This is a genomic window from Streptomyces sp. NPDC049627 (genome assembly GCF_044465645.1).
Classification (GTDB): Bacteria; Actinomycetota; Actinomycetes; order Streptomycetales; family Streptomycetaceae; genus Streptomyces.
This window is the reverse complement of sequence record NZ_JBITLW010000008.1, coordinates 326,266-350,708: the sequence shown is the minus strand read 5'-3', so window position 1 is coordinate 350,708 and position 24,443 is coordinate 326,266. Positions and strand designations below refer to the sequence as shown.

The 24,443-nt window shown below is 71.3% G+C and carries 21 protein-coding genes and 1 pseudogene; 14 read left to right on the top strand and 8 right to left on the bottom strand.

From position 1 onward, the window contains the following. Positions 1–9: 9 nt before the first annotated feature. Positions 10–1,656, top strand: coding sequence for a cytochrome bc complex cytochrome b subunit (locus ACIBU0_RS23675; protein ID WP_398821447.1), 1,647 nt, complete (start codon positions 10–12; stop codon positions 1,654–1,656). On the opposite strand, the gene ACIBU0_RS23670 is transcribed toward ACIBU0_RS23675, so the two are convergent. Continuing rightward, positions 1,634–2,620 (bottom strand): acyl-CoA dehydrogenase family protein, encoded by a 987-nt coding sequence (locus ACIBU0_RS23670; protein ID WP_398821445.1) that lies wholly within the window; start codon positions 2,618–2,620, stop codon positions 1,634–1,636. The two genes, ACIBU0_RS23675 and ACIBU0_RS23670, sit on opposite strands and share 23 nt — an antisense overlap. After that, positions 2,620–3,759, bottom strand: a complete 1,140-nt coding sequence (locus ACIBU0_RS23665) for an acyl-CoA dehydrogenase family protein (RefSeq protein ID WP_398821443.1) — start codon at positions 3,757–3,759, stop codon at positions 2,620–2,622. The genes ACIBU0_RS23670 and ACIBU0_RS23665 overlap by 1 nt, the downstream gene beginning before the upstream one ends. Before the next feature lie 102 nt (positions 3,760–3,861). On the opposite strand from ACIBU0_RS23665, the gene ACIBU0_RS23660 reads away from it, so the two are divergent. Genes ACIBU0_RS23660 through ACIBU0_RS23650 form a run of 3 tightly spaced genes read left to right on the top strand, consistent with a single transcriptional unit; the run spans position 3,862 to position 6,490 of the window. Further along, positions 3,862–4,644: an SDR family oxidoreductase gene (locus tag ACIBU0_RS23660; RefSeq protein WP_398821441.1), complete on the top strand. Its 783-nt coding sequence runs from the start codon at positions 3,862–3,864 to the stop codon at positions 4,642–4,644. A gap of 15 nt (positions 4,645–4,659) precedes the next feature. Beyond that, positions 4,660–5,298, top strand: a complete 639-nt coding sequence (locus ACIBU0_RS23655) for a TetR/AcrR family transcriptional regulator (RefSeq protein ID WP_398821439.1) — start codon at positions 4,660–4,662, stop codon at positions 5,296–5,298. A gap of 34 nt (positions 5,299–5,332) precedes the next feature. Next, entirely contained in the window at positions 5,333–6,490 is a 1,158-nt protein-coding gene (locus ACIBU0_RS23650; protein WP_398821437.1) for an acetyl-CoA C-acetyltransferase, read from the top strand. A gap of 100 nt (positions 6,491–6,590) precedes the next feature. Here ACIBU0_RS23650 and ACIBU0_RS23645 read toward each other — a convergent pair whose 3' ends face one another. Genes ACIBU0_RS23645 through ACIBU0_RS23630 form a run of 4 tightly spaced genes read right to left on the bottom strand, consistent with a single transcriptional unit; the run spans position 6,591 to position 9,972 of the window. Then, positions 6,591–7,649, bottom strand: a complete 1,059-nt coding sequence (locus tag ACIBU0_RS23645; RefSeq protein ID WP_398821435.1) for an NAD(P)H-dependent flavin oxidoreductase — start codon at positions 7,647–7,649, stop codon at positions 6,591–6,593. After that, positions 7,649–8,368, bottom strand: coding sequence for a CoA-transferase subunit beta (locus ACIBU0_RS23640; RefSeq protein ID WP_398821433.1), 720 nt, complete (start codon positions 8,366–8,368; stop codon positions 7,649–7,651). The genes ACIBU0_RS23645 and ACIBU0_RS23640 overlap by 1 nt, the downstream gene beginning before the upstream one ends. After that, on the bottom strand, positions 8,365–9,213 hold the full coding sequence (locus ACIBU0_RS23635; RefSeq protein ID WP_398821431.1) for a CoA transferase subunit A: 849 nt from the start codon (positions 9,211–9,213) through the stop codon (positions 8,365–8,367). Before ACIBU0_RS23635 ends, ACIBU0_RS23640 begins: the two co-directional genes overlap by 4 nt. Continuing rightward, complete coding sequence (locus ACIBU0_RS23630; protein ID WP_398821429.1) at positions 9,214–9,972, bottom strand: enoyl-CoA hydratase family protein; 759 nt, start codon at positions 9,970–9,972, stop codon at positions 9,214–9,216. 54 nt (positions 9,973–10,026) lie between these two features. Here ACIBU0_RS23630 and ACIBU0_RS23625 point away from each other — a divergent pair, with 54 nt between their 5' ends. Together ACIBU0_RS23625 and ACIBU0_RS23620 are read left to right on the top strand one after the other, a co-directional pair. Beyond that, a complete protein-coding gene (locus ACIBU0_RS23625) occupies positions 10,027–10,767 on the top strand; it encodes an SDR family oxidoreductase (RefSeq protein WP_398821427.1) in 741 nt (246 codons plus the stop codon). Positions 10,768–10,780: 13 nt separating this feature from the next. After that, the gene (locus ACIBU0_RS23620) at positions 10,781–11,902 is read left to right on the top strand and encodes an SDR family oxidoreductase (protein WP_398821425.1); all 1,122 of its coding nucleotides are present in this window, start codon (positions 10,781–10,783) and stop codon (positions 11,900–11,902) included. A gap of 199 nt (positions 11,903–12,101) precedes the next feature. On the opposite strand, the gene ACIBU0_RS23615 is transcribed toward ACIBU0_RS23620, so the two are convergent. Further along, the gene (locus ACIBU0_RS23615; protein ID WP_398821423.1) at positions 12,102–13,010 is read right to left on the bottom strand and encodes a hypothetical protein; all 909 of its coding nucleotides are present in this window, start codon (positions 13,008–13,010) and stop codon (positions 12,102–12,104) included. A gap of 193 nt (positions 13,011–13,203) precedes the next feature. Here ACIBU0_RS23615 and ACIBU0_RS23610 point away from each other — a divergent pair, with 193 nt between their 5' ends. The 7 genes and pseudogenes from ACIBU0_RS23610 to ACIBU0_RS23580 all read left to right on the top strand — a co-directional run bounded on the left by ACIBU0_RS23610 (position 13,204) and on the right by ACIBU0_RS23580 (position 21,672). Beyond that, positions 13,204–14,010, top strand: a complete 807-nt coding sequence (locus ACIBU0_RS23610; RefSeq protein WP_398821421.1) for a S1 family peptidase — start codon at positions 13,204–13,206, stop codon at positions 14,008–14,010. A gap of 397 nt (positions 14,011–14,407) precedes the next feature. Next, positions 14,408–14,746 (top strand): annotated as a pseudogene (locus ACIBU0_RS23605) (AraC family transcriptional regulator); the annotation flags it as partial. Positions 14,747–14,770: 24 nt separating this feature from the next. Continuing rightward, positions 14,771–15,121, top strand: coding sequence for a chorismate mutase (locus tag ACIBU0_RS23600; RefSeq protein WP_398821419.1), 351 nt, complete (start codon positions 14,771–14,773; stop codon positions 15,119–15,121). A gap of 203 nt (positions 15,122–15,324) precedes the next feature. Continuing rightward, positions 15,325–15,873, top strand: coding sequence for a two-component system response regulator (locus tag ACIBU0_RS23595; protein ID WP_398821417.1), 549 nt, complete (start codon positions 15,325–15,327; stop codon positions 15,871–15,873). A gap of 102 nt (positions 15,874–15,975) precedes the next feature. Then, positions 15,976–18,480 (top strand): aminopeptidase N, encoded by a 2,505-nt coding sequence (pepN, locus tag ACIBU0_RS23590; protein ID WP_398821415.1) that lies wholly within the window; start codon positions 15,976–15,978, stop codon positions 18,478–18,480. A 208-nt stretch (positions 18,481–18,688) separates the two neighbouring features. Then, on the top strand, positions 18,689–20,200 hold the full coding sequence (locus ACIBU0_RS23585; RefSeq protein WP_398821413.1) for a pyridoxal phosphate-dependent decarboxylase family protein: 1,512 nt from the start codon (positions 18,689–18,691) through the stop codon (positions 20,198–20,200). After that, the gene (locus ACIBU0_RS23580; RefSeq protein WP_398821411.1) at positions 20,197–21,672 is read left to right on the top strand and encodes a lysine N(6)-hydroxylase/L-ornithine N(5)-oxygenase family protein; all 1,476 of its coding nucleotides are present in this window, start codon (positions 20,197–20,199) and stop codon (positions 21,670–21,672) included. Before ACIBU0_RS23585 ends, ACIBU0_RS23580 begins: the two co-directional genes overlap by 4 nt. Here ACIBU0_RS23580 and ACIBU0_RS23575 read toward each other — a convergent pair. Beyond that, positions 21,669–23,489 (bottom strand): bifunctional metallophosphatase/5'-nucleotidase, encoded by a 1,821-nt coding sequence (locus ACIBU0_RS23575; RefSeq protein WP_398821409.1) that lies wholly within the window; start codon positions 23,487–23,489, stop codon positions 21,669–21,671. The genes ACIBU0_RS23580 and ACIBU0_RS23575 overlap by 4 nt on opposite strands. A 161-nt stretch (positions 23,490–23,650) precedes the next feature. On the opposite strand from ACIBU0_RS23575, the gene ACIBU0_RS23570 reads away from it, so the two are divergent. Further along, entirely contained in the window at positions 23,651–24,364 is a 714-nt protein-coding gene (locus tag ACIBU0_RS23570) for an SIMPL domain-containing protein (RefSeq protein ID WP_398821407.1), read from the top strand. Positions 24,365–24,443 lie beyond the last annotated feature (79 nt).

Genomic DNA, 24,443 nt, shown 5'->3' with positions numbered 1-24,443 from the left:
CGACGACGTATGGACGGCGCACGATCGGGGAACGACGGGGCGGGAGCCGTGCGCAGCCAGGCTCCCGGCAAGGGCGAGAAGATCGCTGTCTGGGCCGACGGGCGGCTCGGGATCTTCGCGCTGGCCAAGGCCAACATGCGCAAGGTCTTCCCGGACCACTGGTCCTTCATGCTGGGCGAGGTCTGCCTCTACAGCTTCCTCATCCTGATCCTGACCGGCGTCTACCTGACCCTGTTCTTCGACCCGAGCACCAACGAGGTCGTCTACCACGGGTCCTACGAGCCCCTCAACGGTGTCCTCATGACCAGGGCCTACGAGTCCACGCTCGACATCAGCTTCGAGGTGCGCGGCGGGCTGCTCATCCGGCAGATCCACCACTGGTCGGCGCTGGTCTTCGTCACCGGCATGCTCGTGCACATGATGCGGGTGTTCTTCACCGGCGCCTTCCGCAAGCCGCGCGAGCTCAACTGGGTGTTCGGCTGGACCCTGCTGATGCTCGGCATCATCACCGGCCTGACCGGCTACTCCCTCCCCGACGACCTGCTCTCCGGCACGGGCCTGCGCTTCGCTCACGGCGCGATCCTGTCCATCCCCGTCGTGGGGACGTATGTCGCCTTCTTCCTCTTCGGCGGGGAGTTCCCGGGGGAGGACTTCATCGCGCGGCTCTACCCGATCCACATCCTGCTGCTGCCCGGGATCATGCTCGGCCTGGTCGTCGCCCATCTGATCCTGGTCTTCTACCACAAGCACACGCAGTACCCGGGCCCCGGCCGCGACCAGAAGACGGTCGTCGGCATGCCCTTCCTGCCGGTGTACATGGCCAAGGCGGGCGGCTTCTTCTTCCTCGTCTTCGGTGTGCTGACGATCATGGGCGGCGTCGCCAGCATCAACCCCGTGTGGGCGTTCGGGCCCTACCGCCCCGACCTGGTGACCACGGGCGCCCAGCCCGACTGGTACCTGGGCTTCTCCGAGGGGCTGATCCGGGTGATGCCGGGATGGGAGATCAGCGCCTGGGGCCACACCCTGGTACCGGGCGTCTTCATCCCCTTCTCGCTCTTCCCGCTGATCCTGCTCGCGATCGGCCTGTATCCCTTCCTGGAGGCGTGGGTCACCGGCGACAGACGCGAGCACCACATCCTCGACCGGCCGCGCAACATGCCCGTGCGCACCGGACTGGGCGCGGCCTGGCTGAGCCTGTACGCGGTGCTGCTGATCGGCGGCGGCAACGACATCGTGGCCACGCATCTGCATCTGTCGATCAACGTGATCACCTGGTTCGTACGGATCGCGGTCTTCGTCGTGCCGGTCGTCACCTTCCTGGTGACCAAGCGCGTCTGTCTCGGGCTGCAGCGCAGGGACCGGAACAAGGTGCTGCACGGCCGGGAGACGGGCACCATCAAACGGCTCCCGCACGGCGAGTACACCGAGGTCCACGAACCCCTCTCGCAGGCGTCGCTGTTCACCCTCACCCAGCACGAGCAGCCTCCGCCCTACGAGGTCGGCCCGCGCGTCGACGCGAACGGTGTCCGGCGCCGCGTCGCCCCGGCGCAGCGGGTGCGGGCCAGGCTGGCGCAGGCCATGTTCGGGCCGCGGACGCGGATCGCCAAGCCGACGGTGGAGGAGTACCGCGAGCTCACCAGCGGCGATCACCACTGAGCACGTCGGCCCTGCAGACGTCCGGACCGCCCCAGGCGGTACGCAGGGCCCGCGCCTTGGTCAGCCACAGCGACAGGTCGTACTCCGCCGTGTAGCCGATCGCGCCGTGGAGCTGGAGCGCGGTGCGGGCGGTGGTGTACGCGGCCTCGCAGGCCGTGACCTTGGCGGCGGCGACATCGGCGGGGGCCATGGTGAGCGCGGCCCCGAAGATGAGCGGCCGGGCGAACTCCAGGGCCACCTTCGCGTCGGCCAGCCGGTGCTTGACCGCCTGGAACGAGCCTATGGGGGCGCCGAACTGGGTGCGTTGCTTGACGTAGGCCACCGTCCTGTCCAGGAGCGCGAGTCCGACACCGAGGGCCTGGGCGGCGGTGGCGAGACGGGCGAGCGCGAGGGCGCGGGCGGCGGGCGGGTCCGGGCTGAGCAGCTCGCCGCCTGGCGCGAGGGGGGTGAGGCGGCGGGCCGGGTCGAGAGAGGGGCGTACGGGGCCATGACCGGGGGAGAGGCGCAGGCCATGAGAGGAGAGAGCCAAGTGGTGGGTGGCAGCGTCGCCGTCCAGGGCGTACGGTGCGGCGTCCGGGGCGTACGGTGCCGTCCACGCCAGCGTCGTCATCGTCTCGCCCGCGGCCAGCGCCGGCAGGAGCCGCTTGGCCGGACCGGGGTCCGGTAGACCGGCGAGCAGCGCCGCCGCCGTGACCGCCTCCACCAAGGGGCCCGGTACCGCATGCCGCCCGAACTCCACGAAGGCGACGGCGAGTTCGACGGGCCGGGGACCCAGCCCCTCGTACGCCTCCGGAACCGCCAGCGCGAACACGCCCGCGTCGGCGATACGGGACCACAGCGCACGGCCCCTGGCATGCTCGCCCCGGCTCCAGTCCCGTACGGCCGCCGGTGTGTCCGCCGCCGTCAGCATCGCGTCCAGCGATCCGGCGAAGGCCCGCTGCTCGGCGTCGAGGAGGAACCTCATCAGCGTCGCCCCTTCGGCAGGCCGAGCAGGCGCTCGGCGATGATGTCGCGCTGGATCTCGTTGGTGCCGGCGTAGATGGGACCCGCCAGGGAGAAGACGTACCGCTCGGACCAGTCGGTGTCCGCCAACTCGCCTTCGCCGCCCAGGAGATCGAGTGCCGTCTCGTGCAGGGCGATGTCGTACTCCGACCAGAAGACCTTGTTCAGGCTGGACTCCGGGCCGATCGGCTCGCCGTCGAGGAAGCGGGAGGCGGCGGCGTAGGTGAAGAGCTGGTAGGCGCGGGCGCCGATCAGGGCGTCCGCCACGCGGTTCCTCGTGTCCTGCGGGCTGCCCCGGTCCTGCCAGAGGCCCAGCAGGCGCTCCGCGCTCGCGAGGAAACGGCCGGGGGAGCGCAGCATCAGCCCGCGTTCGTTGCCCGCCGTCGACATCGCGATCCGCCAGCCCTGGCCCGGTTCGCCGATCACGTCCGTGTCCGGCACGAACACCTCGTCCAGGAACAGCTCGGCGAAGGCGGGCTTGCCGTCGAGGCGGGCGACGGGGCGGACCGTGACGCCGGGGGCGCGCAGGTCGAACATCAGATAGGTCAGGCCCTGGTGGGCCTTCGGGGCGTCCGGGTCGCTGCGGAACAGGCCGAACGCACGGTCGGCGAAGGCGGCCCGGGACGACCAGGTCTTCTGGCCGCTCAGCAGCCAGCCGCCGTCCACGCGCACCGCCCTGGACCGCAGGGACGCCAGGTCCGAGCCCGCCTCCGGCTCCGACCAGGCCTGCGCCCAGATCACCTCGCCGGTGGCCATCGGCGGAAGCACGCGCGCGCGTTGCTCCTCCGTCCCGTGCTCGACGAGGGTGGGGGCGAGGAGGCTGATGCCGTTCTGGTTGACGCGTCCCGGCGCGCCGGCCGCGTAGTACTCCTCCTCGAACAGCAGCCACTGCACCGGCGTGGCGTCCCGGCCGCCGTACCGCGCCGGCCAGTTCACCACCGACCAGCGGTCCGCGGCCAGTTCGGCCTCCCAGGCCCGGTGCGCCGCGAAGCCTTCCTCGGTCTCCAGGGAAGGGAGCGGATCGGGCGGCACACGCGCGTGGAGCCAGGCGCGGGCCTCGGCGCGGAACGCCTCGTCGGCGGCGGAGTGGGTCAGATCCACGGTCGCCCTCCCTCCCTGACGGGTCCCTGAACTTCCTGAACTTCCCTGACGGGGCCCTGAACGGTCTTCCCTAACAAGTGTTTGGTAGGTTAGCGTGCTGCCATGACAAACGTCGAGGCGCCGACGTACGTTCCCGGTCACGGGCTGCTCGCCGGACGCACCGCCGTCATCACCGCGGCGGCCGGCGCGGGCATCGGCGGCGCGACCGCCCGCCGCCTGCTGGAGGAGGGCGCCCGCGTGCTGATCAGCGATGCGCACGCGCGGCGGCTGAAGGAGTACGAGGCGGAGCTGGCCCGGCAGTTCGGGGGCGCGGTGACGTCCGCGGTGTGCGATGTCACCGACGAGACGCAGGTACAGGCGCTGTTCGACACGGCCCGGCACGAGCACGGCCGGCTCGACGTGGTCGTCAACAACGCGGGCCTCGGCGGGACATCGCCGCTCGTCGACATGACCGACGAGCAGTGGTCGAAGGTCCTCGACGTGACCCTGAACGGCACCTTCCGGTGCACCCGCGCCGCCCTCCGCCGCATGCGGGACACCGGCGGCGTGATCGTCAACAACGCCTCCGTCGCCGGCTGGCGCGCCCAGGCCGGGCAGGCGCACTACGCGGCCGCGAAGGCGGGGGTGATGGCGCTGACCCGGTGCGCGGCGGTGGAGGCCGCCGAGTACGGGGTACGGGTGAACGCCGTGGCGCCGAGCCTGGCCATGCACCCCCACCTCGCCAAGGTGACGACCCCGGAACTGCTGGAGGAACTCACCGCCCGCGAGGCCTTCGGGCGGTACGCCGAGCCCTGGGAGGTGGCCAACGTGATCGTGTTCCTGGCGTCGGGCTACTCGTCGTACATGACCGGAGAGATCGTCTCCGTCAGCAGCAGGCACCCCTAGGACGACAATGGACCCGTGCCGACCAAGAAGAAGCCCCAGGTGACCGCCGCCGGAAAGCCCGCGACCGCCGCCGCTCAGGCCGCCAGGCGCCGCGAACTCCTCGACACCGCCGCCGAGGTCTTCGCCGAGCAGGGCTACAACGCCACGACCGTACGCAAGATCGCGGACCACGCGGGCATGCTCGCGGGCAGCCTCTACTACCACTTCGACTCCAAGGAGTCGATGCTGGAGGAGATCCTGCGGACCTTCCTCGACGAGCTCTGGGGCGGCTACGACGCCGTCCTGGGCGCCGAACTGGGACCCCGCGAGACCCTCGAAGCCCTGGTCACGGAGTCGTTCCGGGAGATCGACCGGCACCGCGCCGCCGTCGCGATCTACCAGAAGGAGAACAAACAGCTGGTGGCGCAGGAGCGGTTCTCGTTCCTCGCCGAGTCACAGCGCGGGTTCGAGAAGGCCTGGCTGTCCACGCTGGAGCGCGGAGTCGCGGCCGGGGTCTTCCGGTCCGACCTCGACGTCCGGCTCACCTACCGGTTCGTGCGGGACACGGTGTGGGTCGCCGCGTCCTGGTACCGGCCCGGCGGACAGCACAGCCCCGAGGAGATCGCCCGGCAGTACCTGTCGATGGTGCTGGACGGGATCGCCGTACGTGAATAGTCGTTGAGGTGCCCTTATCTGCGAGGGAGTTGCCATGGCCGAGGCCTACATCGTCGAAGCGGTCCGTACGCCCGTGGGTCGGCGCGGAGGAGGGCTCAGCCAGGCCCATCCGGCCGATCTGGGCGCACATGTGCTCAGGGAACTCGTCTCGCGCGCGGGCGTGGATCCGGCCGCCGTCGAGGACGTCGTCTTCGGCTGCCTGGACGCCGTGGGGCCGCAGGCCGGGGACATAGCGCGCACCTGCTGGCTGGCCGCCGGGCTGCCCGAGGAGGTGCCCGGCGTGACCGTCGACCGGCAGTGCGGGTCCTCGCAGCAGGCCGTGCACTTCGCGGCGCAGGGCGTGCTGTCCGGCACCCAGGACCTGGTGGTCGCGGGGGGCGTGCAGAACATGTCGATGATCCCCATCGCCTTCGCCACGCGGCAGGCCGCCGAGCCGCTCGGATTGACTGCGGGTCCCTTCGCGGGCAGCGAGGGCTGGCGGGCTCGGTACGGGGAGAAGCCGGTGAACCAGTTCGCCGGCGCCGAGATGATCGCCGCGAAGTGGGGGATCAGCCGGCAGGACCAGGAGGAGTTCGCGCTGCGCTCGCACCGGCGGGCGCTGCGGGCCATCGACGAGGGGCGCTTCGAGCGGGAACTCGTGCCGTACGGGCAGGTCGCCGTCGACGAGGGGCCGCGCCGGGACACCTCACTGGAGAAGATGGCCGGGCTGAAGCCGGTCATCGACGGCGGCACGATCACCGCCGCCTGTTCCTCGCAGGTCTCCGACGGCGCGGCGGCGATGCTGCTGGCCTCGGAGCGGGCCGTGCGCGAGCATGGGCTCACGCCCCGGGCCCGGGTGCACCACCTCTCGGTGCGCGGTGAGGATCCCATCCGCATGCTCACCGCCCCGATTCCCGCCACCGCCCACGCCCTGAAGAAGACCGGCCTGTCGATCGACGACATCGATCTCGTCGAGATCAACGAGGCCTTCGCGCCGGTGGTGCTGGCCTGGCTGAAGGAGACCGGTGCGGATCCGGAGAAGGTCAATGTCAACGGGGGTGCGATCGCTCTGGGGCATCCGCTGGGGGCCACGGGAGTGAAGCTCATGACGACCTTGCTGCACGAACTGGAGCGCACGGGTGGGCGGTTCGGGTTGCAGACGATGTGCGAGGGCGGGGGACAGGCCAACGTGACGATCATTGAGAGGCTGTGACGGGCGCTCCACTGGGAGGGCCGCGACTACGAAAGTGCCGCGATGTGTCGTTGGTCGTCTGCGGCGCCGTTGTGGCTGGTCGCGCAGTTCCCCGCGCCCCTTAGGGTGCTGTCCAGAGGCCAGTCAGTCGTTGCCGCGCCTCCTCGGCCTCCTTCATGATCCGCTCCACCAGCTCCGCGCACGACGGCAGGTCGTCGATCAGCCCGGCGACCTGCCCGGAGGCCATCACTCCGAGATCTGTACGGCCGTCCACCATCGCCGACTTGAGCAGCATCGGGGTGTTGGCCGCGAGCAGGAGCCGGCTCCAGGTCAGGTCCTTGCCGTGCCGCAGGGACAGGCCGTCTCGGACCAGTTGCGCCCAGGTCAGTCCGGACAGTCTGCGGAAGCCCGCCGCCCGCCGCAGGGCGTGGAACAGCGCGCTCACGCGGCCGGCGTTCTCCAGCTCGGCCACCAGCTCCGTACGCAGCATGCGGTGCGGCAGCCCGTCGACCGCCCGGGTGACCGTGACATCCCGTACGGTCGCCGCCAGATACCGCTCCTTCACCGCATCCGGCACCGTCGAGTCCGAGGTGAGCAGGAACCGCGTGCCCATGGCGACGCCCGCCGCCCCGTAGGCGAGCGCCGCGACCAGCCCCCGCCCGTCGAAGAAGCCGCCGGCCGCCACGACCGGTATCTCCACGGCGTCGACCACTTGCGGCAGCAGCACGGTCGTCGCCACCTCCCCGGTGTGGCCGCCGCCCTCCCCGCCCTGCACGATCACCGCGTCCGCGCCCCACGCCGCGACCTTCTCGGCATGCCGCCGGGCGCCGATCGAGGGGATGACGACCACACCCGCGTCCTTGAGCTCGGCGATCAGCTCCCGGGACGGCGCGAGGGCGAAGGAGGCGACGCGCACACCCTCCTCGATCATGACGCGGACCCGGTCGCCGGCGTCCGAGGCGTCCGCCCGCAGATTCACCCCGAACGGCGCGTCCGTACGGGACCTGACCTCGCGTATCGCCGCACGCAGCCGGTCGACCGTCATCGTCGCGGACGCCAGGATGCCCAGCGCGCCCGCGTTCGCCGTCGCCGAGACCAGCCGCGGTCCCGCCACCCAGCCCATCCCGGTCTGCACGATCGGATGGCGGACCCCGACCAGCCGGGTCAGTGCCGTCTCCATCACGCACCGACCTCTCGCGCGCGCGTGTTCCCCGGGTCGATCACCTCGCGGATGAGCCGCAGCTCCTCGGCGGTGGGTTCGCGGGTCTGCGGCACCTCGTCCGGGAGGGACAGCTCGAAGGCGGTCGCCTCCCGGACCTGCTCGGGCGTGACGCCCGGGTGGAGCGAGACCAGCCGCATCGAGTGGTCGGGCGTGGCGAAGTCGAAGACGCCGAGGTCGGAGACGACCCGGGGGATGCGATGGTAGCGGGCGTCGCCCGCGCGGTCGTAGCCGACACCGCAGACCATGTCGACCCGCTCGACGAACACCCGTCGGGAGTGCCTGGGGATCCAGTAACTGGTCGGATTGTTGAGCGTGTTGACCGGCGAGCCCCGCACCCCGAGCAGCTGCCGTGCCGGCCGCTCCCAGTCGCCGATGCAGGAGATGTTCTGGTTGCCGAACCGGTCGATCTGGCTCGCGCCCATCATGACGTGCCGTCGGCCGCCGGTGACCAGGGTGAGGTGTTGCCGGTACGGCAGCCAGCCCTCGGCCGTCCCGTCCGGGCGGACGAGCGTCGCCTCGCCGTCCGTCAGCAGCAGGTCCGGCGAGAAGGTACGGCGGGCGAGCCGCGCACCGATGGACGGTATGACACCCATGGGGCTGGCCAGCACCTCTCCGTTGCCCCGCCAGGCTTCCGCGCAGGCGATCACGCAGTACTCGGCGCGGGTGACGCCTTTCATGGCTGCTCCTTGTGCCAGGCCTGAACGGCCGACTGGTACGCCTGCTCGTCCCCGTCGAGGAACCGTGCCCTGAAGTCCTCCCAGGGCGTGGTCGCGTACTCCCGCTGGACGTGCTCGTCCCGGGCGTAGTCGGGCGCGCAGGAGGTGAAGTGCGCGCCCCCCGGGGCCTCGACCACACCGCTCACCGTGTGCCGTTTGATCAGCAGGGTCTGGGGCGCGGCCTCCTTCGTCAGCTCGGCCGTGTCGACGATCCGTTCGCACGAGACGTACGCCGTGTCCGCGGCCTCGCAGAAAAGGTCGTCGAAGTAGGGGTCGGGGCCCAGGTACTGACCGTTGCCCTGCCGGTCGGCGCGGTTGACGTGGACCAGGGCCGCGTCCAGTCGCAGGGCGGGCATGGCCACGAAGGTCTCGCCGTCGTCGTACGGCGACGTCACCGTCCGCAGGCCCGGGTTGACCCGCATGACGTCCGAACCGATCCCGGCCCGCACCGGCAGGAACGGCAGCCGGTTCGCCGCGGCGTGCAGGCCCCACATGAACATGGCCTCGTCGATCTCCATGAGGTCGAAGGCGCCGCGTTCGCGGGCCGCGCGGTAGTGCGGTTCCAACGGAATCGAGTCGAGGGTGACGAACGGGGTGACGAGTTTCCGGACACGTCCGGCGGCGGCGAGCATGCCGACGTCGGGGCCGCCGTAGGAAACGATCGTGAGGTCGGTGACGTCGGAGCGCAGCAGGGCGCGCACCAGGGCCATCGGCTTGCGGCGCGAGCCCCAGCCGCCGATGCCCAGGGTCATGCCGCTGCGCAGCCGGGACACGACCTGCTCCGCGGTCGTCGTCTTGTCGCTCACTCAGCCACCGTCCCTTCCGAACCTGCCACGGACCCGGTCGGCCACCCCGCTCAGGTCGGCCTCGAAGGTGAAGCCCTGCTCGAAGCGGTAGCTGCGGCGCACGTCGACCGGATCGATGCCGTTGATCGCGGCCTTGGCCAGCCGCAGCAGCTGCCCGTCCTTGGCGGCGATCTCGCGGGCCAACCCGAGCGCGGCGGCGGTCAGGCGCTCGCGCGGCACGACCCGCCACACCGAGCCGTGCGCGTGCAGCTCGGCCGCGGTCGCCGTGCGCGAGGTGTAGTACAGGGCGCGCATCAGATGGTGGGGGACGAGCCGGGACAGATGGGTGGCCGCGCCCAGCGCTCCGCGGTCCAGCTCGGGCAGCCCGAACGTGGCGTCGTCGCTCGCCACGATCGCGTCCGCGTTGCCCACCAGGCCGATACCGCCGCCCAGACAGTGGCCCTGCACGGCCGCGACGACGGGTACCGCGCAGTCGTACACCGCGGCGAAGGCCTCCGCGCAGGCGTGGTTGGCGCCGATCAGTGCGCTGGGCCCGTCCCGCTGTATCTCCTTGATGTCCACGCCCGCGTTGAACCCGCGCCCCTGGGCCGTCAGGACGACACACCGGATCTCCGGGTCACGGCCCGCCGCGCGCACGGCGTCGGCCAGGGCGAACCAGCCCTTCACCGGAAGGGCGTTCACGGGCGGGAAGTCGACCGTGATGACGGCGATTCCGTCTGTTCCGGGCCCCTTTTCCGGGGACGAGGTGGAGACACCCATGGCCGCATCAGCTACCTTTCCACCAAACGTTTGTTAGGTGAAGGGTAGCCGTGCATGGGGCTGGACGGGAAGGTCGTGGTCGTCACAGGGGGCACGCGGGGTGTCGGTGCCGGGATAGCGCGGGCCTTCGCCGAGGCCGGCGCACATGTGGTGGTCTGCGCCCGCAGACCGCCCGAAGTCCCGGTCGCCCGGACCGAGTTCAGGGCACTGGATCTGCGCGACCCGGAAGCCGTACGGTCCTTCTTCGCGGCCCTGCCCCGCCTCGACGTGCTCGTCAACAACGCGGGTGGCACACCGTACCGGCGGTTGACGGACACGGGTGCCGAGCGGCACGCGCGCGTGATCGAGCTGAACCTCGTCGCGCCGATGACGGCGTCCCTGGCCGCGTACGAACACCTGAAGCGTGCGCGGGGCTCGGTCGTGATGATCGGCAGCGTCAGCGGCGGCCGCCCCTCGCCCGGGTCGGCGGCGTACGGGGCCGCGAAGGCCGGGCTGGAGAGCCTGGCCCGCTCGATGGCGGTGGAGTGGGCCCCGGAGGTCCGCGTCAACACACTGATCGTCGGCATGGTCCGCACGGAGCAGTCGTCTCTCCACTACGGAGGTGACGACGGCATCGCGGCCGTCTCCCGCACCGTCCCGCTCGGCCGCCTCGCCGACCCCGCCGACGTCGGCGGGGCCGCCGTCTTCCTCGCCTCCGACGCCGCCGCCTACATCAGCGGGGCGAGCCTGCTCGTGCACGGCGGGGGCGAGCGGCCCGCGTTCCTGGACGCCGCCACGGTCAACAAGGAGTCATGAAAGGAGGCATGACATGAGCCGGATCTGTGAGGGACGGGTCGTCGTCGTCACCGGCGGGGGCCGGGGGCTCGGACGCGCGCATGCGCTCGCGTTCGCGGCGGAGGGGGCGAAGGTCGTGGTGAACGACCTCGGCGTCGGGCTCGACGGCACGTCGGGGGAGGAGGCCTCGGTACGGCGGGTGGATGCCGACGGCCCGGGGCGGAGGGCGGCCGACGACCGCCTGGCCGGGGAGGCGGCCGGTGTGGGTGAGGGCGGGCCGGTGGGTGGTGTCCGTGAGGTTGGGCAGGTGGGCGAGGGCGGCCGCGCTCGGCCGGGGGCCGGGGACAGCCTGACCCGGGAAGGGGGTGCCGAACGTCAGGCCGGGCGGGGGGCCGTCGGGAACCCCGCCCACCAAGTGGTCGACGAGATCCGTGCGGCGGGCGGTGAGGCCGTCGCGCACGGGGGCGACATCGCGACCAGTGCCGGGGCGGCGTCCCTGATTGCGACCGCGCTCGAGGCGTACGGTCGGCTCGACACCCTCGTCAACAACGCCGGCTTCCTGCGTGACCGGATGCTGGTCAACCTCGACGAGGACGACTGGGACGCCGTCGTACGCGTCCATCTCAAGGGGCACTTCCTCCCTCTCAAGCATGCGGCCGCGCACTGGCGAGCGGAGGCGAAGGCGGGGCGTACGCCGAGCGCCCGGATCGTCAACACGAGCAGCGGGGCAGGGCTGTTGGGCTCGCTCGGGCAGGGCAACTACAGCGCCGCGAAGGCGGGCGTCGTCGGCCTGACCCTGGTGGCGGCGGCCGAGCTGGCCCGCTATGGCGTGCAGGTCAACGCGATCGCCCCTGCGGCCCGTACCCGCATGACGGAACGCACCTTCGCGGAGTCGATGGCGGTCCCCGAAGCCGGCTTCGACGCCATGGCGCCGGAGAACGTCTCCCCGCTGGTCGTGTGGCTGGGTTCGGCGGCGAGTGCGGGGGTGACGGGCAGGGTCTTCGAGGCGGAGGGCGGGCGGATCACGGTCATGGAGGGGTGGCGTGCGGGGCCGAGTGCGGACAAGGGGGCGCGGTGGACGCCGGAGGAGGCGGGGGAGACGGTGCTGAAGCTGTTGGGGGAGGCGGAGGTGCCGGGGGCGGTGTACGGGGCGTGAGCGTTTTTCGCCCCCGCCGCCCCCGGACCCCCGCTTCGGCCCTGAAGGGGCCTCGTCCTCAAACGCCGGACGGGCTGGTAAGTCAGCCCCTCCGGCGTTTGAGGAGCGGGGGTCCAGGGGGCGGAGCCCCCTGGCGGGGTCGAAGGGGCGGAGCCCCTGGGGGATGGGAATGGGTAGGGGCGGCGGGGGCGAGGAACCCCTACGTGTCGCACTCCAGCACCGTCCGGCACAACCCGCACCGCGCCCGCACCCTCCCCCGCACCGGCACCCGAATCCGCTGCTGACACGTAGGGCACGGAAACGACACCCGCAACGGCCCCCGCCCGTCCGGCGTGAACGCATACGGCACCCCCGGCCGGGCCCCGGCCCCGGCATCGCCCCCGTGATGCTCCTGCGCATGCCGCCGATCCCGGGCATACCGCCGCCGCCCCGCCCACCCCGCCGCCGTCAACGGAGGCTGCTGCTCATCGCGACGAGCCTCGGCAAGGCCCTTCTCATAGGCCGTGTAGGCCTGAGGGCTGGTGAACCACACCGACGGATCCTCGGCGAACACCAGCGCCCGCTTGGCGAGGACGTACCCGAACTCCTCCGGCGTCAGATACCCCAGCTTCTGCGAGGACGCCGCGTCCTCCCGGTACGCGTCGAGCAGCAGCCAGCCAGCCCCCAGATACGTCGTCGCCGTGTCCGTGAGGATCTCGTTGTCCCGCGTGCCGGGAAAGGACAGCCCCAGGCGGTGCAGATACACGTGCATCACCTCGTGGGCGAGCGCCGCCCCGATGTCCTGGCGATGGGTGCGGAATCGGTCGTTCAGTTCGACGAAGTACTCGGGCCCGGCGGCGAGTTCGACGTTCGCCGCGTGCGTCATCTCCCGAAAGCTGACGATCAGGCGGGCGTCCGGGAGGTGGTAGTGCCGGACCAGTTCGCGGGCCACCCGCTGCGCGCCCAGATACAGATCATCCGTGTCGCAGAACGCCACATCGACCGGTGCCACGCTGGTCGCGAACGTCTGGACGGTGTCGTACGACAGCCGCCTGTAGAGCGCGGTGATGGAGGCCCGCACCGTCTCCAGGTGTGGGAAGCCGTGCTGGACCGGTCCGCCGTTCGCCACGGCCGTACCCCCAAGACGCCTTGAACCCGATTCCACTCTACGGGGATGTGAGGGGATTTTCCCCGGGGAGGTTCCACGCCGGGGACGTGAGATCCGTCCTTGTCAAGCATGCCACCCGATCTTCATACTGCGGGCCGCTCAACACGCCATGAAAGGACGTATGTTGACCCCCAGCTCGCCGAAGAGAAGCGGCATGACCCTGGCCAAGAGAGGCGCGGCTGTCGGTGCCGTCGCGCTCGCGGTCGCCTCCCTCCAGCCCCTCAGCGCGAACGCCGCGTCCCACAGTGCCGACGGCGCGTCCGCCCGTCCGGGCGGCGCGTCCACCCGCGTCGTCGGTGGAACGCCCGCCGCGCAGGCGGAGTTCCCGTTCATGGTCCATCTCTCCATGGGCTGCGGCGGGGCGCTCTACAAGAAGGACGTCGTCCTGACCGCGGCCCACTGCATGGACGGCTCCGGCAACAACACCAGCATCACCGTCACCGCTGGTGTCAACGACCTCGACTCCTCCGCCGCGATCAAGGTCAAGTCGACCAAGGTCAAGGTGGCCCCGGGTTACGACGGCAGCGGCAAGGACTGGGCGCTGATCAAGCTCGCCCGGCCCATCGACAAGCCGACGCTGAAGATCGCCACCACGGACCGCTACAACCGCGGCATGTTCACGATCGCCGGGTGGGGCGACACCCAGGAGGGAGCCGGCACGGGCACGACCAAGCTCCGTAAGGCCACCGTTCCCTTCGTCGCCGACCGCACCTGCAAGCGCCACTACGGAGACCGGCTGGTGTCGAAGGAGGAACTGTGCGCCGGCTGGCAACGCGGCGGCATCGACACCTGCCAGGGCGACTCCGGCGGCCCCATGTTCCGCAAGGACGACGCGAACAAGTGGATCCAGGTCGGCATAGTCAGCTGGGGCGACGGCTGCGCCCGCACCGGTGTGCCCGGCGTCTACACGGAGGTCAGCACCTTCGCGAAGGACATAGCCCGCGCGGCGAACGCCCTGTAGGCAGCCGCCGCAGCAAGGGGGCGTCAGGGGTGCATCGACGGTGAAGCACTGGTGCGTCAGTGGTGCGTCCATGGTCTGCGGTGTGCATTGATGCGTCAGTGGTGAGTTGGTGCCGTGTCAGACGGCCCGGAGCACCGGGGCACCCGCCTCGCCGGACCCCGCCCGGGCCGTCTCCGCCGGCTCCAGCACGCACACCTCCTCCGGCCCCGCCCACCATCGGCTCCGGCCTGCCCCGCGACGCCATGCACGCTCGCCCACTGCCTTGAGGGCGTGGGAGGTGCCCCACTCGCCGCACCGGGCGCGGGCTCACGTACAACCAGTACGAGGGCCGCGCCCGGCACGCCGAGAGCACGCACCTGACGCCGCAGGGCCCGCCCCCCGGGCGGACGACGGGAATGCGACGGCAGGGCCCCGCCCCGACGGCGACCAGGCCCTCAAGGCACTGGCACGCGACGCGTGCCCGCCGCTCACGGTCGCCGACCATGCAGCCCGGCACGGCATGCCCCTCGCGGACTGCGCACCGCCGCGCGGCGCGGCGCCGGCTGCAGCCCCAAGGGCTATCTGCTCGGCATCCGCCTGGGCCGCGCCAAGGAGCGTCTCCCGCCTGTTCACCCGCCGCGTCGGCAGGGCCCCCGTCCGCCTCCGCGCCCAGCAGGGCCGTACCGTCCCGCGCGGCTGGAGCAACCAGGTCCCCGACCCCGGCGACCCACCCGTGATCGAACGAACGACCACCTGACGGGGCCCCGTAGGCTGGGCCCTCATGACCACCAGCAACCCGTCCCCCGGCGACGTCGACCCCGCCGTCCGCGCGGAGCTCGCCCGGCTGCGCGACAGCATCGACAACATCGACGCGGCCGTCGTCCACATGCTCGCCGAGCGCTTCAAGTGCACCCAGCAGGTCGGCCACCTCAAGGCCAAGCACCAGCTCCCGCCCGCCGACCCGGCCCGCGAGGCCCGGCAGATCGCCCGCCTGCGCACCCTCGCCGAGAACGCCAAGCTCGACCCGGCATTTGCTGAAAAATTCCTCAATTTCATCATCGCCGAAGTGATCAGGCACCACGAGAGCATCGCCGAGGACACCATCAACGGCGTTGCGCCCACGGCGAACTGACGCGGACCTGCCGCCGATCGCGCCTGGCCGGGCGGGCGGACGACGCGAATGCGACGACAGCACCCCGACAAGCCCTCCCGGGGGAGTGACACGGCGGCCCGCGCCGGGCATGCTGCGCTGTGCACTCCAAGTCAGCTGACACGCACTCCCCGTCAGCGCCCCCGGACATACCCTGGATGTCCACGCGGGAGGGACGTCGGGCCATGCCGTCGGATGCCAAGATCCTCATCGTCGACGACCACGAGGACACGCTGTACGCGCTGGAGAGCGCCCTGGCCCCGCTGGGCTACCGGCTCGCCCGTGCCACCAGCGGAGACGAAGCGCTCAAGCAGGTGCTCCGCGGCCAGGTCGGCCTGCTGCTCCTGGACGTCCGGATGCCCGGCGTCAGCGGCCTGGAGGTGGTGCGCTACATGCGGCGGGTGGAACAGACCCAGCACATACCGGTCGTCCTGCTCACCGGCTTCGGCGCGGACCAGGAGCTGATGTCCACCGCCTTCGGACTCGGCGTCGCCGACCTGGTCCTGAAACCCATCGACCCCTGGTCGCTGCGCACCAAGGTCCGCTACCTGTACGACTCCTACCGTCGCCACCGCGCACTGGAGCACGAGATCCGCGAGTTACGCGCCCTCATCAAGGAGGACCCCGGCGTCGAGGACCCCGGACCGCGCCCCGCCACCCTGCCCCGTCCCGACGCCCGCGTCCCGCCGCAGCGCGACAGCCCGGCGGAGACGCCGACGACGGACCGGACATGAGGCGACGCACGGACCGGACATGAGGCCACCTGCGGACCGGACATAACGCACGTACCGATCCGCCCCTGTGCCTTGTCAGCGGCATCAGGCAGCATGTCCTGCATGTCCGTACTCACGCGCGACGAAGCGCAGATCCGTGCCCAGCTCCTCGACGTCCATCGCTACACGATCGAACTCGACCTGACCACGGGGGACGAGACCTTCGACTCCCGCACCGTCATCCGGTTCACCACGCGCGCGGACCACGCGGACACGGACACGTTCGTCGAGATCAAGCCGGCCGAGCTGCGCTCCGTCACGCTGGACGGACAGCCCCTCGACCCGGAGACCCTGGACGAGAACCGGCTGCCGCTGAAGAACCTCACCGCGGGCGAGCACGAACTGCGCGTCGAGGCGGCCATGCGCTACTCCCGCACCGGCGAGGGCATGCACCGCTTCACCGACCCCACCGACGGCGAGACCTACGTCTACACCCAGCTGTTCATGGAGGACGTCCAGCGCGTCTTCGCCGCCTTCGACCAGCCGGACCTCAAGGCCGTCTTCGAGCTGTCCGTCACGGCTCCCGAGGGCTGGTCCGTCCTCGCCAACGGCATCACCGAACACCTCGGCGAGGGCCGCTGGCAGGCCGCGCCCACCCCGCTGATCTCCACCTACCTCGTCGCCGTCGCCGCCGGCCCCTGGCACTCCGTGCGCACCGAACACCGCGGCCTGCCCTTCGGACTGCACTGCCGCCGCTCGCTCGCCCCCTACCTCGACACGGACGCCGACGAACTCCTCGACGTCACGCGCGCGTGCTTCGACCGCTACCACGAGAAGTTCGACGAGCCCTACCCCTTCGACTCCTACGACCAGGCGTTCGTCCCCGAGTTCAACGCCGGCGCCATGGAGAACCCCGGACTGGTCACCTTCCGCGACGAGTTCGTCTACCGCTCAGCCGTCACCGACACCGAGCGCCAGACCCGCGCCATGGTCATCGCCCACGAGATGGCCCACATGTGGTTCGGCGACCTCGTCACCCTGCGCTGGTGGGACGACATCTGGCTGAACGAGTCCTTCGCCGAGTACATGGGCTACCAGACCTGCGCCGAGGCCACCCGCTTCAGCGACACCTGGACCGACTTCGGCGTCGCCCGCAAGGCCTGGGGCTACGACGCCGACCAGCGCCCCTCCACCCACCCGGTCGCCCCCGAAGCGGTCCACGACACCGCCGCGGCCCTGCTCAACTTCGACGGCATCTCCTACGCCAAGGGCGCCTCCGCGCTGCGCCAGCTGGTGGCCTGGCTCGGCGAGAAGGACTTCCTCGCCGGCATCAACACCCACTTCGCCCGCCACAAGTTCGGCAACGCCACCCTCGCCGACTTCATCGACTCCCTCGCCTCCGCCACCGAACGCGACGTCCACGCCTGGGCCGACACCTGGCTGCGCACCACGGGAGTCGACACCCTCACCCCGGCCGTCACCCCCGGCGAGAACGGCACGTACAGCCTCACCGTCGACCGCGCCGGCAGCCGCCCGCACCGCGTCGCCGTCGGCCTGTACGACCTGGACCTCGGCGACAACGACGGCCACCTCGTCCTGCGCGACCGCCTCGCGCTCGACGTCCCGCACCCGGCCCCGCTCCCCATCGGCAAGCGCCCGGCGCTGCTGCTGCTCAACGACGGCGACCTGACCTACGCCAAGGTCCGCTTCGACCCCGAGTCCTTCGAGACCGTCCGCAAGAACCTCGCCGGACTGCCCGAGCCGCTCACCCGCGCGGTCGTCTGGAACGCCCTGCGCGACGCCGTCCGCGACGGCGAACTGGCCTCCACCGCCTACCTGGAGACGGCCCGCACCCACCTGCCCCACGAGACCGACCTCGCCATCGTCCAGGGCGTCCTCGCCTTCGCCACCACCCAGGTCGCCGACCGCTACCTCACCCCGGAGCAGCGCCCCGCCGCCCTGGCCACCCTCTCCTCCCTCTGCCGCGACCTCATCCGCCGCACCGAGGACGGCGACCACCCCGACCTGCGCCTCATCGCCGTACGGCACTTCATCGACGTCGCCGCCCACCCCGACACCATCGCCGCCTGGCTCGCCGACGGCACCGTGCCCGGCGGACCCGAACTCGACCCCGAGCTGCGCTGGCGCGTCCTCGGCCGCCTCGCCGTCCTGGGCGCCGTCGACGAGGCCGCCATCGCCGCCGAGCTGGACCGCGACCCGAGCGCCACCGGCCAGGAGGGCGCCGCCCGCTGCCGGGCCGCCCTGCCCGACGAGGAGGCCAAGGCGAAGGCCTGGGCCGCCATGTTCGCCACCGACGACGGCACCGACCTGTCCAACTACCTCTTCACCGCCACCGCCCAGGGCTTCTGGCAGCCCGAACAGGCCGACCTCGTACGGCCGTACGTGTCCCGCTACTACCCGGACGCGGTCGCCGTCGCCGCCCGCCGGGGCCCCGCCATCGCCGACGCCGCCGGCCGCTACGCCTTCCCGGCCCACGCCGTCGACGCCGAGACCCTGCGGCTGGGCGAGGAGTGCCTGCGCGACGGCGAGCCGATCCCGGCGCTGCGGCGCAAGCTGGTCGATCAACTCGACGACCTGGCACGCGCGTTGCGGGTGCGGGAGGGCTAGCGCCCTGGTCGCACTGAAGTAGGGGCCGCTGCTTCGTCCGTCGGATGCGGTGGTCCCTACCTCGCCATCCTCCGCACGCCGCACCCGACACGCTTTCCCCGCACGCAAGTACCCCCTTTCGGGTTCCGATCGTTGGGCTTTTCGGGCGTCATCACGCATCCGGGTACAAGCTGGGAGTCCCTCTTGCCCCAGCGCCCGGGAGGACACGATGAGCACGCCGTCGTCGCTCGCTTCAGGCCCCGAAGGACCCCACGCCCTACGGCCGTTGCTCGACACCGTGCTCGACGCGCTGAGCGAGGGCACCAGGGCCCGCGGAGGACCACTGCCCTCGGGTGGCCCGGACGCGGTGGCCGCGCGCCTACGGGACGCGATCGGCGACGTACTCCCGGGCCAGGGCGACCCAGATGCCCTCCGCACGGTCGTCCGGGCCCTCACCGAGACCACCGCAGACCCTGCGGACCCCCTGTGCACGGCCCACCTCCACTGCCCACCCCTGGCCGTGGCCACCGCGGCCGACCTCGCGGCCTCCGCCCTCAACCCCTCGCTGGACTCCTGGGACCAGGCGCCGGGCGCCTCGGAGCTGGAGGCGTTGGTGACGGCGGCGCTCGCGCGGGAGGTTTTTCCAGCCCGTCCGGCGTTTGAGGACGAGGCCCCTTCGGGGCCGACGGGGGTCCAGGGGGCGGAGCCCCCTGGCGGGGTCGAAGGGGCGGCGCCCCTTCAGGATGGGACGGGTAGGGGCGGCGGGGGCGAGAACGCCACCGCACACCCCGACGCCCTCGTCACCACCGGCGGCACCGAATCCAACCTCGCCGCCCTCCTCCTCGCCCGAGAAGCCCACGGCACCGGCGTCCGGCTCGTGCACGGCGCGAACGCCCATCACTCGCTGCCCCGCGCCGCATGGCTGCTCGGCCTCCCGGAGCCCGTGGTCGTCCCCGCCCCGGCCGGCACCCTCGACCCCGCCGCCCTCGACGACGCCCTCACCGCCCTGCCCGGCCCGCGCGGCTCCCTCGTGGTCGCCGCCACCGCGGGCACCACCGACGCCGGGCTCATCGACCCCCTCCCGGAGATCGCCGCCCTGTGCGCCACCCACGGCGCACGGCTCCACATCGACGCCGCCTACGGCGGGGCCCTCCTGTTCAGCGACCGCTACCGCAACCTGCTGACCGGCCTCGACGCCGCCGACACCGTCACTCTGGACCTGCACAAACTCGGCTGGCAGCCGGTCGCCGCAGGGCTCCTCGCGGTCCGCGACCCGGGCGACCTCGCCGTGCTCCACCACCGCGCCGACTACCTCAACGCCGACGACGACACCGAGGCGGGCCTGCCCGACCTGCTCGGCCGCTCCCTGCGCACCAGCCGCAGGCCCGACGCCCTGAAGATCGCCGTCACCCTCAGGACCCTCGGCCGCACCGGCCTCGGCCGGCTGGTCGAGCAGGTCTGCGACAACGCCCACGAGTTCGCCGCCCTCGTCGACGACCACCCCGGCTTCGAGCTCTACGACCGGCCCACCCTCAGCACGGTCCTGTTCCGGCCCGCACACGCAGGCGACGACACCGTCGCCGCCGTACGCCGCAGGCTCCTCACCGACGGCCGCGCCGTCCTCGGCCGGGCCCGCATAGACGGCCGCCTGTGGTTGAAGGCGACCCTCCTCAACCCCCGCACGCGCCCGGACGACCTGGCCGCCCTCCTGAAACTGGTGGAAGGAAACACTCCCGGATGAGTCCGCAGTCGAACCCCCCAGCCGATACGCACCCCAACCCGTCGGCCGAGGTGCACCCCACGCCCCCGCACCGCGACCCCGACACCCCCCGCGACCTGGTCGGCATCGGCATCGGCCCCTTCAACCTCTCCCTCGCCGCCCTCGCCCACCCCCTCGCCGGCCTCGACGCCGTCTTCTACGAGCGGCGCCCGGCCTTCTCCTGGCACCCCGGCCTGCTCATCGACGGCTCCCGCATCCAGGTCCCCTTCCTCGCCGACCTGGTGACGCTCGCCGACCCCGCCAGCCCCTGGTCCTTCCTGAACTACCTCAAGGCCCGCGACCGGCTCTTCCCCTTCTACTTCGCCGAGCGCTTCCACATCCAGCGCGCCGAGTACGACGCCTACTGCCGCTGGGTCTGCGAGAACCTCCCCGCACTGCACTTCGGCCACCAGGTCGACGCCGTCCGTTTCAACCCCGAACGCGACGTCTTCGAGGTCGACTTCACCCAGCTCGGCCCGGACGGCGAGGGCGAGGCGCTCGGCCGTACGTACACCCGGAACGTCGTCCTGGGCATCGGCACCGAGCCGTACGTCCCCGACCCGCTCAGACCCCTCGTCGACGCACCCGCCGTCCCCGTCATCCACGCCGCCGACTACCTCGACCACCGCGAGCGGCTGCTCGCCGCCGAGCACATCACCGTCATCGGGTCGGGACAGTCCGGCGCCGAGGTCTTCCTGGACCTGCTCCGGCGCCGCCCCACCGGGCGCGAGCGGCTCCACTGGCTCGGCCGGACCGAGGCGTTCGCGCCCATGGAGTACTCCAAGCTCGGCCTGGAGCACTTCACCCCCGACTACACCCGCTACTTCCACGCCCTCACCGAACCGGTCCGCGACCGGCTCGTCGCATCGCAGTGGCAGCTCCACAAGGGCATCGACGCCGACACCCTCGCCGCGATCCACGACGAGCTCTACCGCCGCACCCTGCACGGCGGCTGGCCCGACACCGTCATCACCCCCGGCGTCCTGGTCCGCACCGCCGGCCGCATCGCCACCACCAAGGTCGAGCTCCACCTGGAGCACCTCCAGCAGAACACCCGCTCACGCCTGACCACGGACGCGGTCGTCCTGGCCACCGGCTACCGCGAACGGTCCCTCGACTGCCTGCTCGCCGGCCTCGACCCCTACCTGCGCCGGGACAACCAGGAACGCCCCCGCGTCGACGACCAGTACCGCCTGGTCATGGACCCCTCCGTCACCGGCTCCGGCTGCCACGTCTACGTCCAGAACGCCGAACGCCACACCCACGGCATCGGCACCCCCGACCTCGGCCTCGCCGCCTGGCGCAGCGCGGGCATCCTCAACTCCCTCACGGGCGAACAGGCCTACCGGCTGCCCACCCGCACGGCGTTCACCACCTTCGGCCTGCAACAGCAGGAGCCCCGGATCCCGTCCGCGCGCCGGCCGAAGGTGCTGACACCGCTCATGGACGCCTAGAACACCGGCGTACCGTTCCGCGTGAGCTTCCAGTCCACCGACGCGAACTCCTTGGGGTCCAGCACACCCTTCGCGGTCACCCACTCCGCGATCCGGGTGCGGATCTCCGTCGACTCCGACCACAGCTCCTGCGCCGACGCCACATGCGGGAACGCGCCGCCGCCGTTGGCCCGGTAGTTGTTCACCGCGAACACGAACTTCTGCGCATCGTCCAGCGCGGCACCGTTGTAGGTCACGTTCTTGATCCGCGACCCCGCCGCCTGGGCGATGTCGATCTCGTACGACAGCCCCGACACGTAGTCGTAGTTGTAGTCCGGGCGGTTGTTCGCGTTCGTCAGCTTCTCGACGTCGACCGCCGCGTCCGGCGCCGTCTGCACGAAGTACTCCGCCGAGTACTCCAGGTACGCCTTGAGCTGGGCGCCCGTCATCAGCTTCGCGACCAGCGTGTTGTCGTACACGTACAGGCTCGACAGATCCCGGATCGTCACCTCGCCGGCCGGGATCTCCGAAGTACGGGAGAAGGGAGAGGCCTGCGCGATGACGGGCAGCGAGGCGTACTGGGTGCTCGCCAGCGCCGCCTTGACCACGTCCTCCTGGACCTTGGTGATCAGGTCGATGATCGGGGCGTCCTTGTAGCGCGCCTCGACCGTCGTCAGCGTCTCGGTCGCCGTGCCGACGACCTGGTTGACGTACTTGACGACCTTCTCGTGCTCGTCCGTCAGCAGCTTGGTGATCTTCGGGTCGTCGGCGACCGAGTTCGAGTTGAGCACCTTGGACGAGACGGACTCGACACTCCAGCGGCCCTTGGCGAAGACCAGCTGGATGTCGAACAGCGACAGCCGCTCCGCGTACGCCAGCGGCTCCGACAGGACGACCGTCTTCCCCGTCTTGGCGTTGGTGACCTTCAGCTCCGGGATCTCCACGTGCGCGTGGCCGACCAGGATCGCGTCGATGTCCGGCACCTGCTGCGCCACCAGCGCCGCCGAGTTCTCGATGTACGGCAGCTGGTCACCGTACGACGACGTCCCCGAGGAGCCGGAGTGCGCCGAGACGATCACCACGTCGGCGCCCATCGCCTTCAGCTTCGGCACCCACTTCGCCGCCTGCTCCTCCAGGCCCGGGAACGTCAGCTTGCCCTGCACATAGGCCTTGTCCCAGATCGCGATGCCCGGGTTGGTGAGGCCGAGGACGGCGACCTTCACCGCCGGGGCGCCCGGCACGCGGAACTTCTTCATGAAGTACGGCGGGAAGGCGGGCTTCTGCGTCTTCGCGTCCAGCGCGTTCGCGCCCAGCAGCGGGAAGTCGCACTGCTCCTCGAACTTGCGCAGCGTCTCGATGCCGTAGTTGAACTCGTGGTTGCCGAGCGCCACCGCGTCGAAGCCGATGGCGTTCATCGCCTGCGCCATCGGGTGCACCGGGCCGCCCTCGGCGGTGATCGGGTCGACCTTGGCGTAGTAGTACGTCAGCGGGGTGCCCTGGATCGTGTCGCCCGCGTCGATCAGCAGGGTGTTGCAGCGGCCCTTTTCCTCACGGACCTGGTTCACCAGCGTCGAGATCCGCGCGAGGCCCTGGGCGTTGCCGGCCTTGTCCGTGTACTCGGCGTCCTTGAAGTAGTCCCAGTTGAAGATGTGACCGTGCAGATCGGTCGTGCCGAGCACCGTCAGCGCGTACCGCTTGGCGCACTTCTTCGCCGCCGTGGCCTCCGTGGCCTCCGTGGCCTCCGCGGCCTGCGCCGCCGGAGCCACCGCGCCGGCCAGCGCCACCCCCGCCCCGGTCACGGCGGACTTCTTCAGGAACTTCCGGCGGTTCAACGGCATGGTGCTTCTCCTGGGGGAATGGTCAACAACGCGCGTAGATACGAGGACACTGACGCGCGTAGATTCTGACCTGCCCATGCCGATCGGCGACAGACTCCGCAGGTTTCGATCTGATGACCTACGGGGGCCGTAACCCAGCAAGCGATGACAGAGTGGGACGTATGACCGACCCCTCAGAGGAACTTCAGCCCGCCGTGCCCTACGGCACCCCCACCGCTCCGCGCATCGCCGTCCGCGGCGAGGCCCGCCTGGAGGTCGACCCCGAGATCGCCCGCATCGGCGTCGCCGTCGCCGCCCGCGGCAAGGACCGCCGCGCCGCCCTCGACGACCTCACGCGCCGCAACACCACCGTCCTGGACCTCATCAAGACGTACGGCGACGCGGTGGAGCGCCTGGAGACCGGCTCCTTCTCCATCACCCCGGAACTGAAGGAGAAAGGCCGCGGCGAGCGGATCCACGCCTACCACGGCCGCGTCCACATCACCGCCGAGCTCACCGACTTCACCGCTCTCGGTGAACTCACCACGCGGCTCGCCGACTTGGACCTCACCCGGGTGGACGGCCCCTGGTGGGCCCTGCGTCCCGACTCGCCGGCCCACCGGGAGGCCCGGCAGCAGGCGGTGCGGGAAGCGGTCCAGCGGGCACGGGAGTACGCGGAGGCGCTGGGCGCCTCACTCGCCGCCCTGGTCGAACTCGCCGACATCGGGGCGGAGAACCCCCAGCCCGTGGCGCCCGCCCCCGCGGGGCGGATGCGTTCCATGGCGTACGGCGCCACCGAGGACGCCGCGGCCGCCCCCCTCGACCTCGAACCCCAGCGGCAGCGGGTCTACGCCCAGGTGAACGCGCGATTCACCATGACGCCGCCGCAGCTGTGAACCGACCCCGCGGAGTGCTTCGGGGGATGCTTCGAACGCTCATCGGAGCATCCCGCCGCACAATTCAACACTTGTCAAT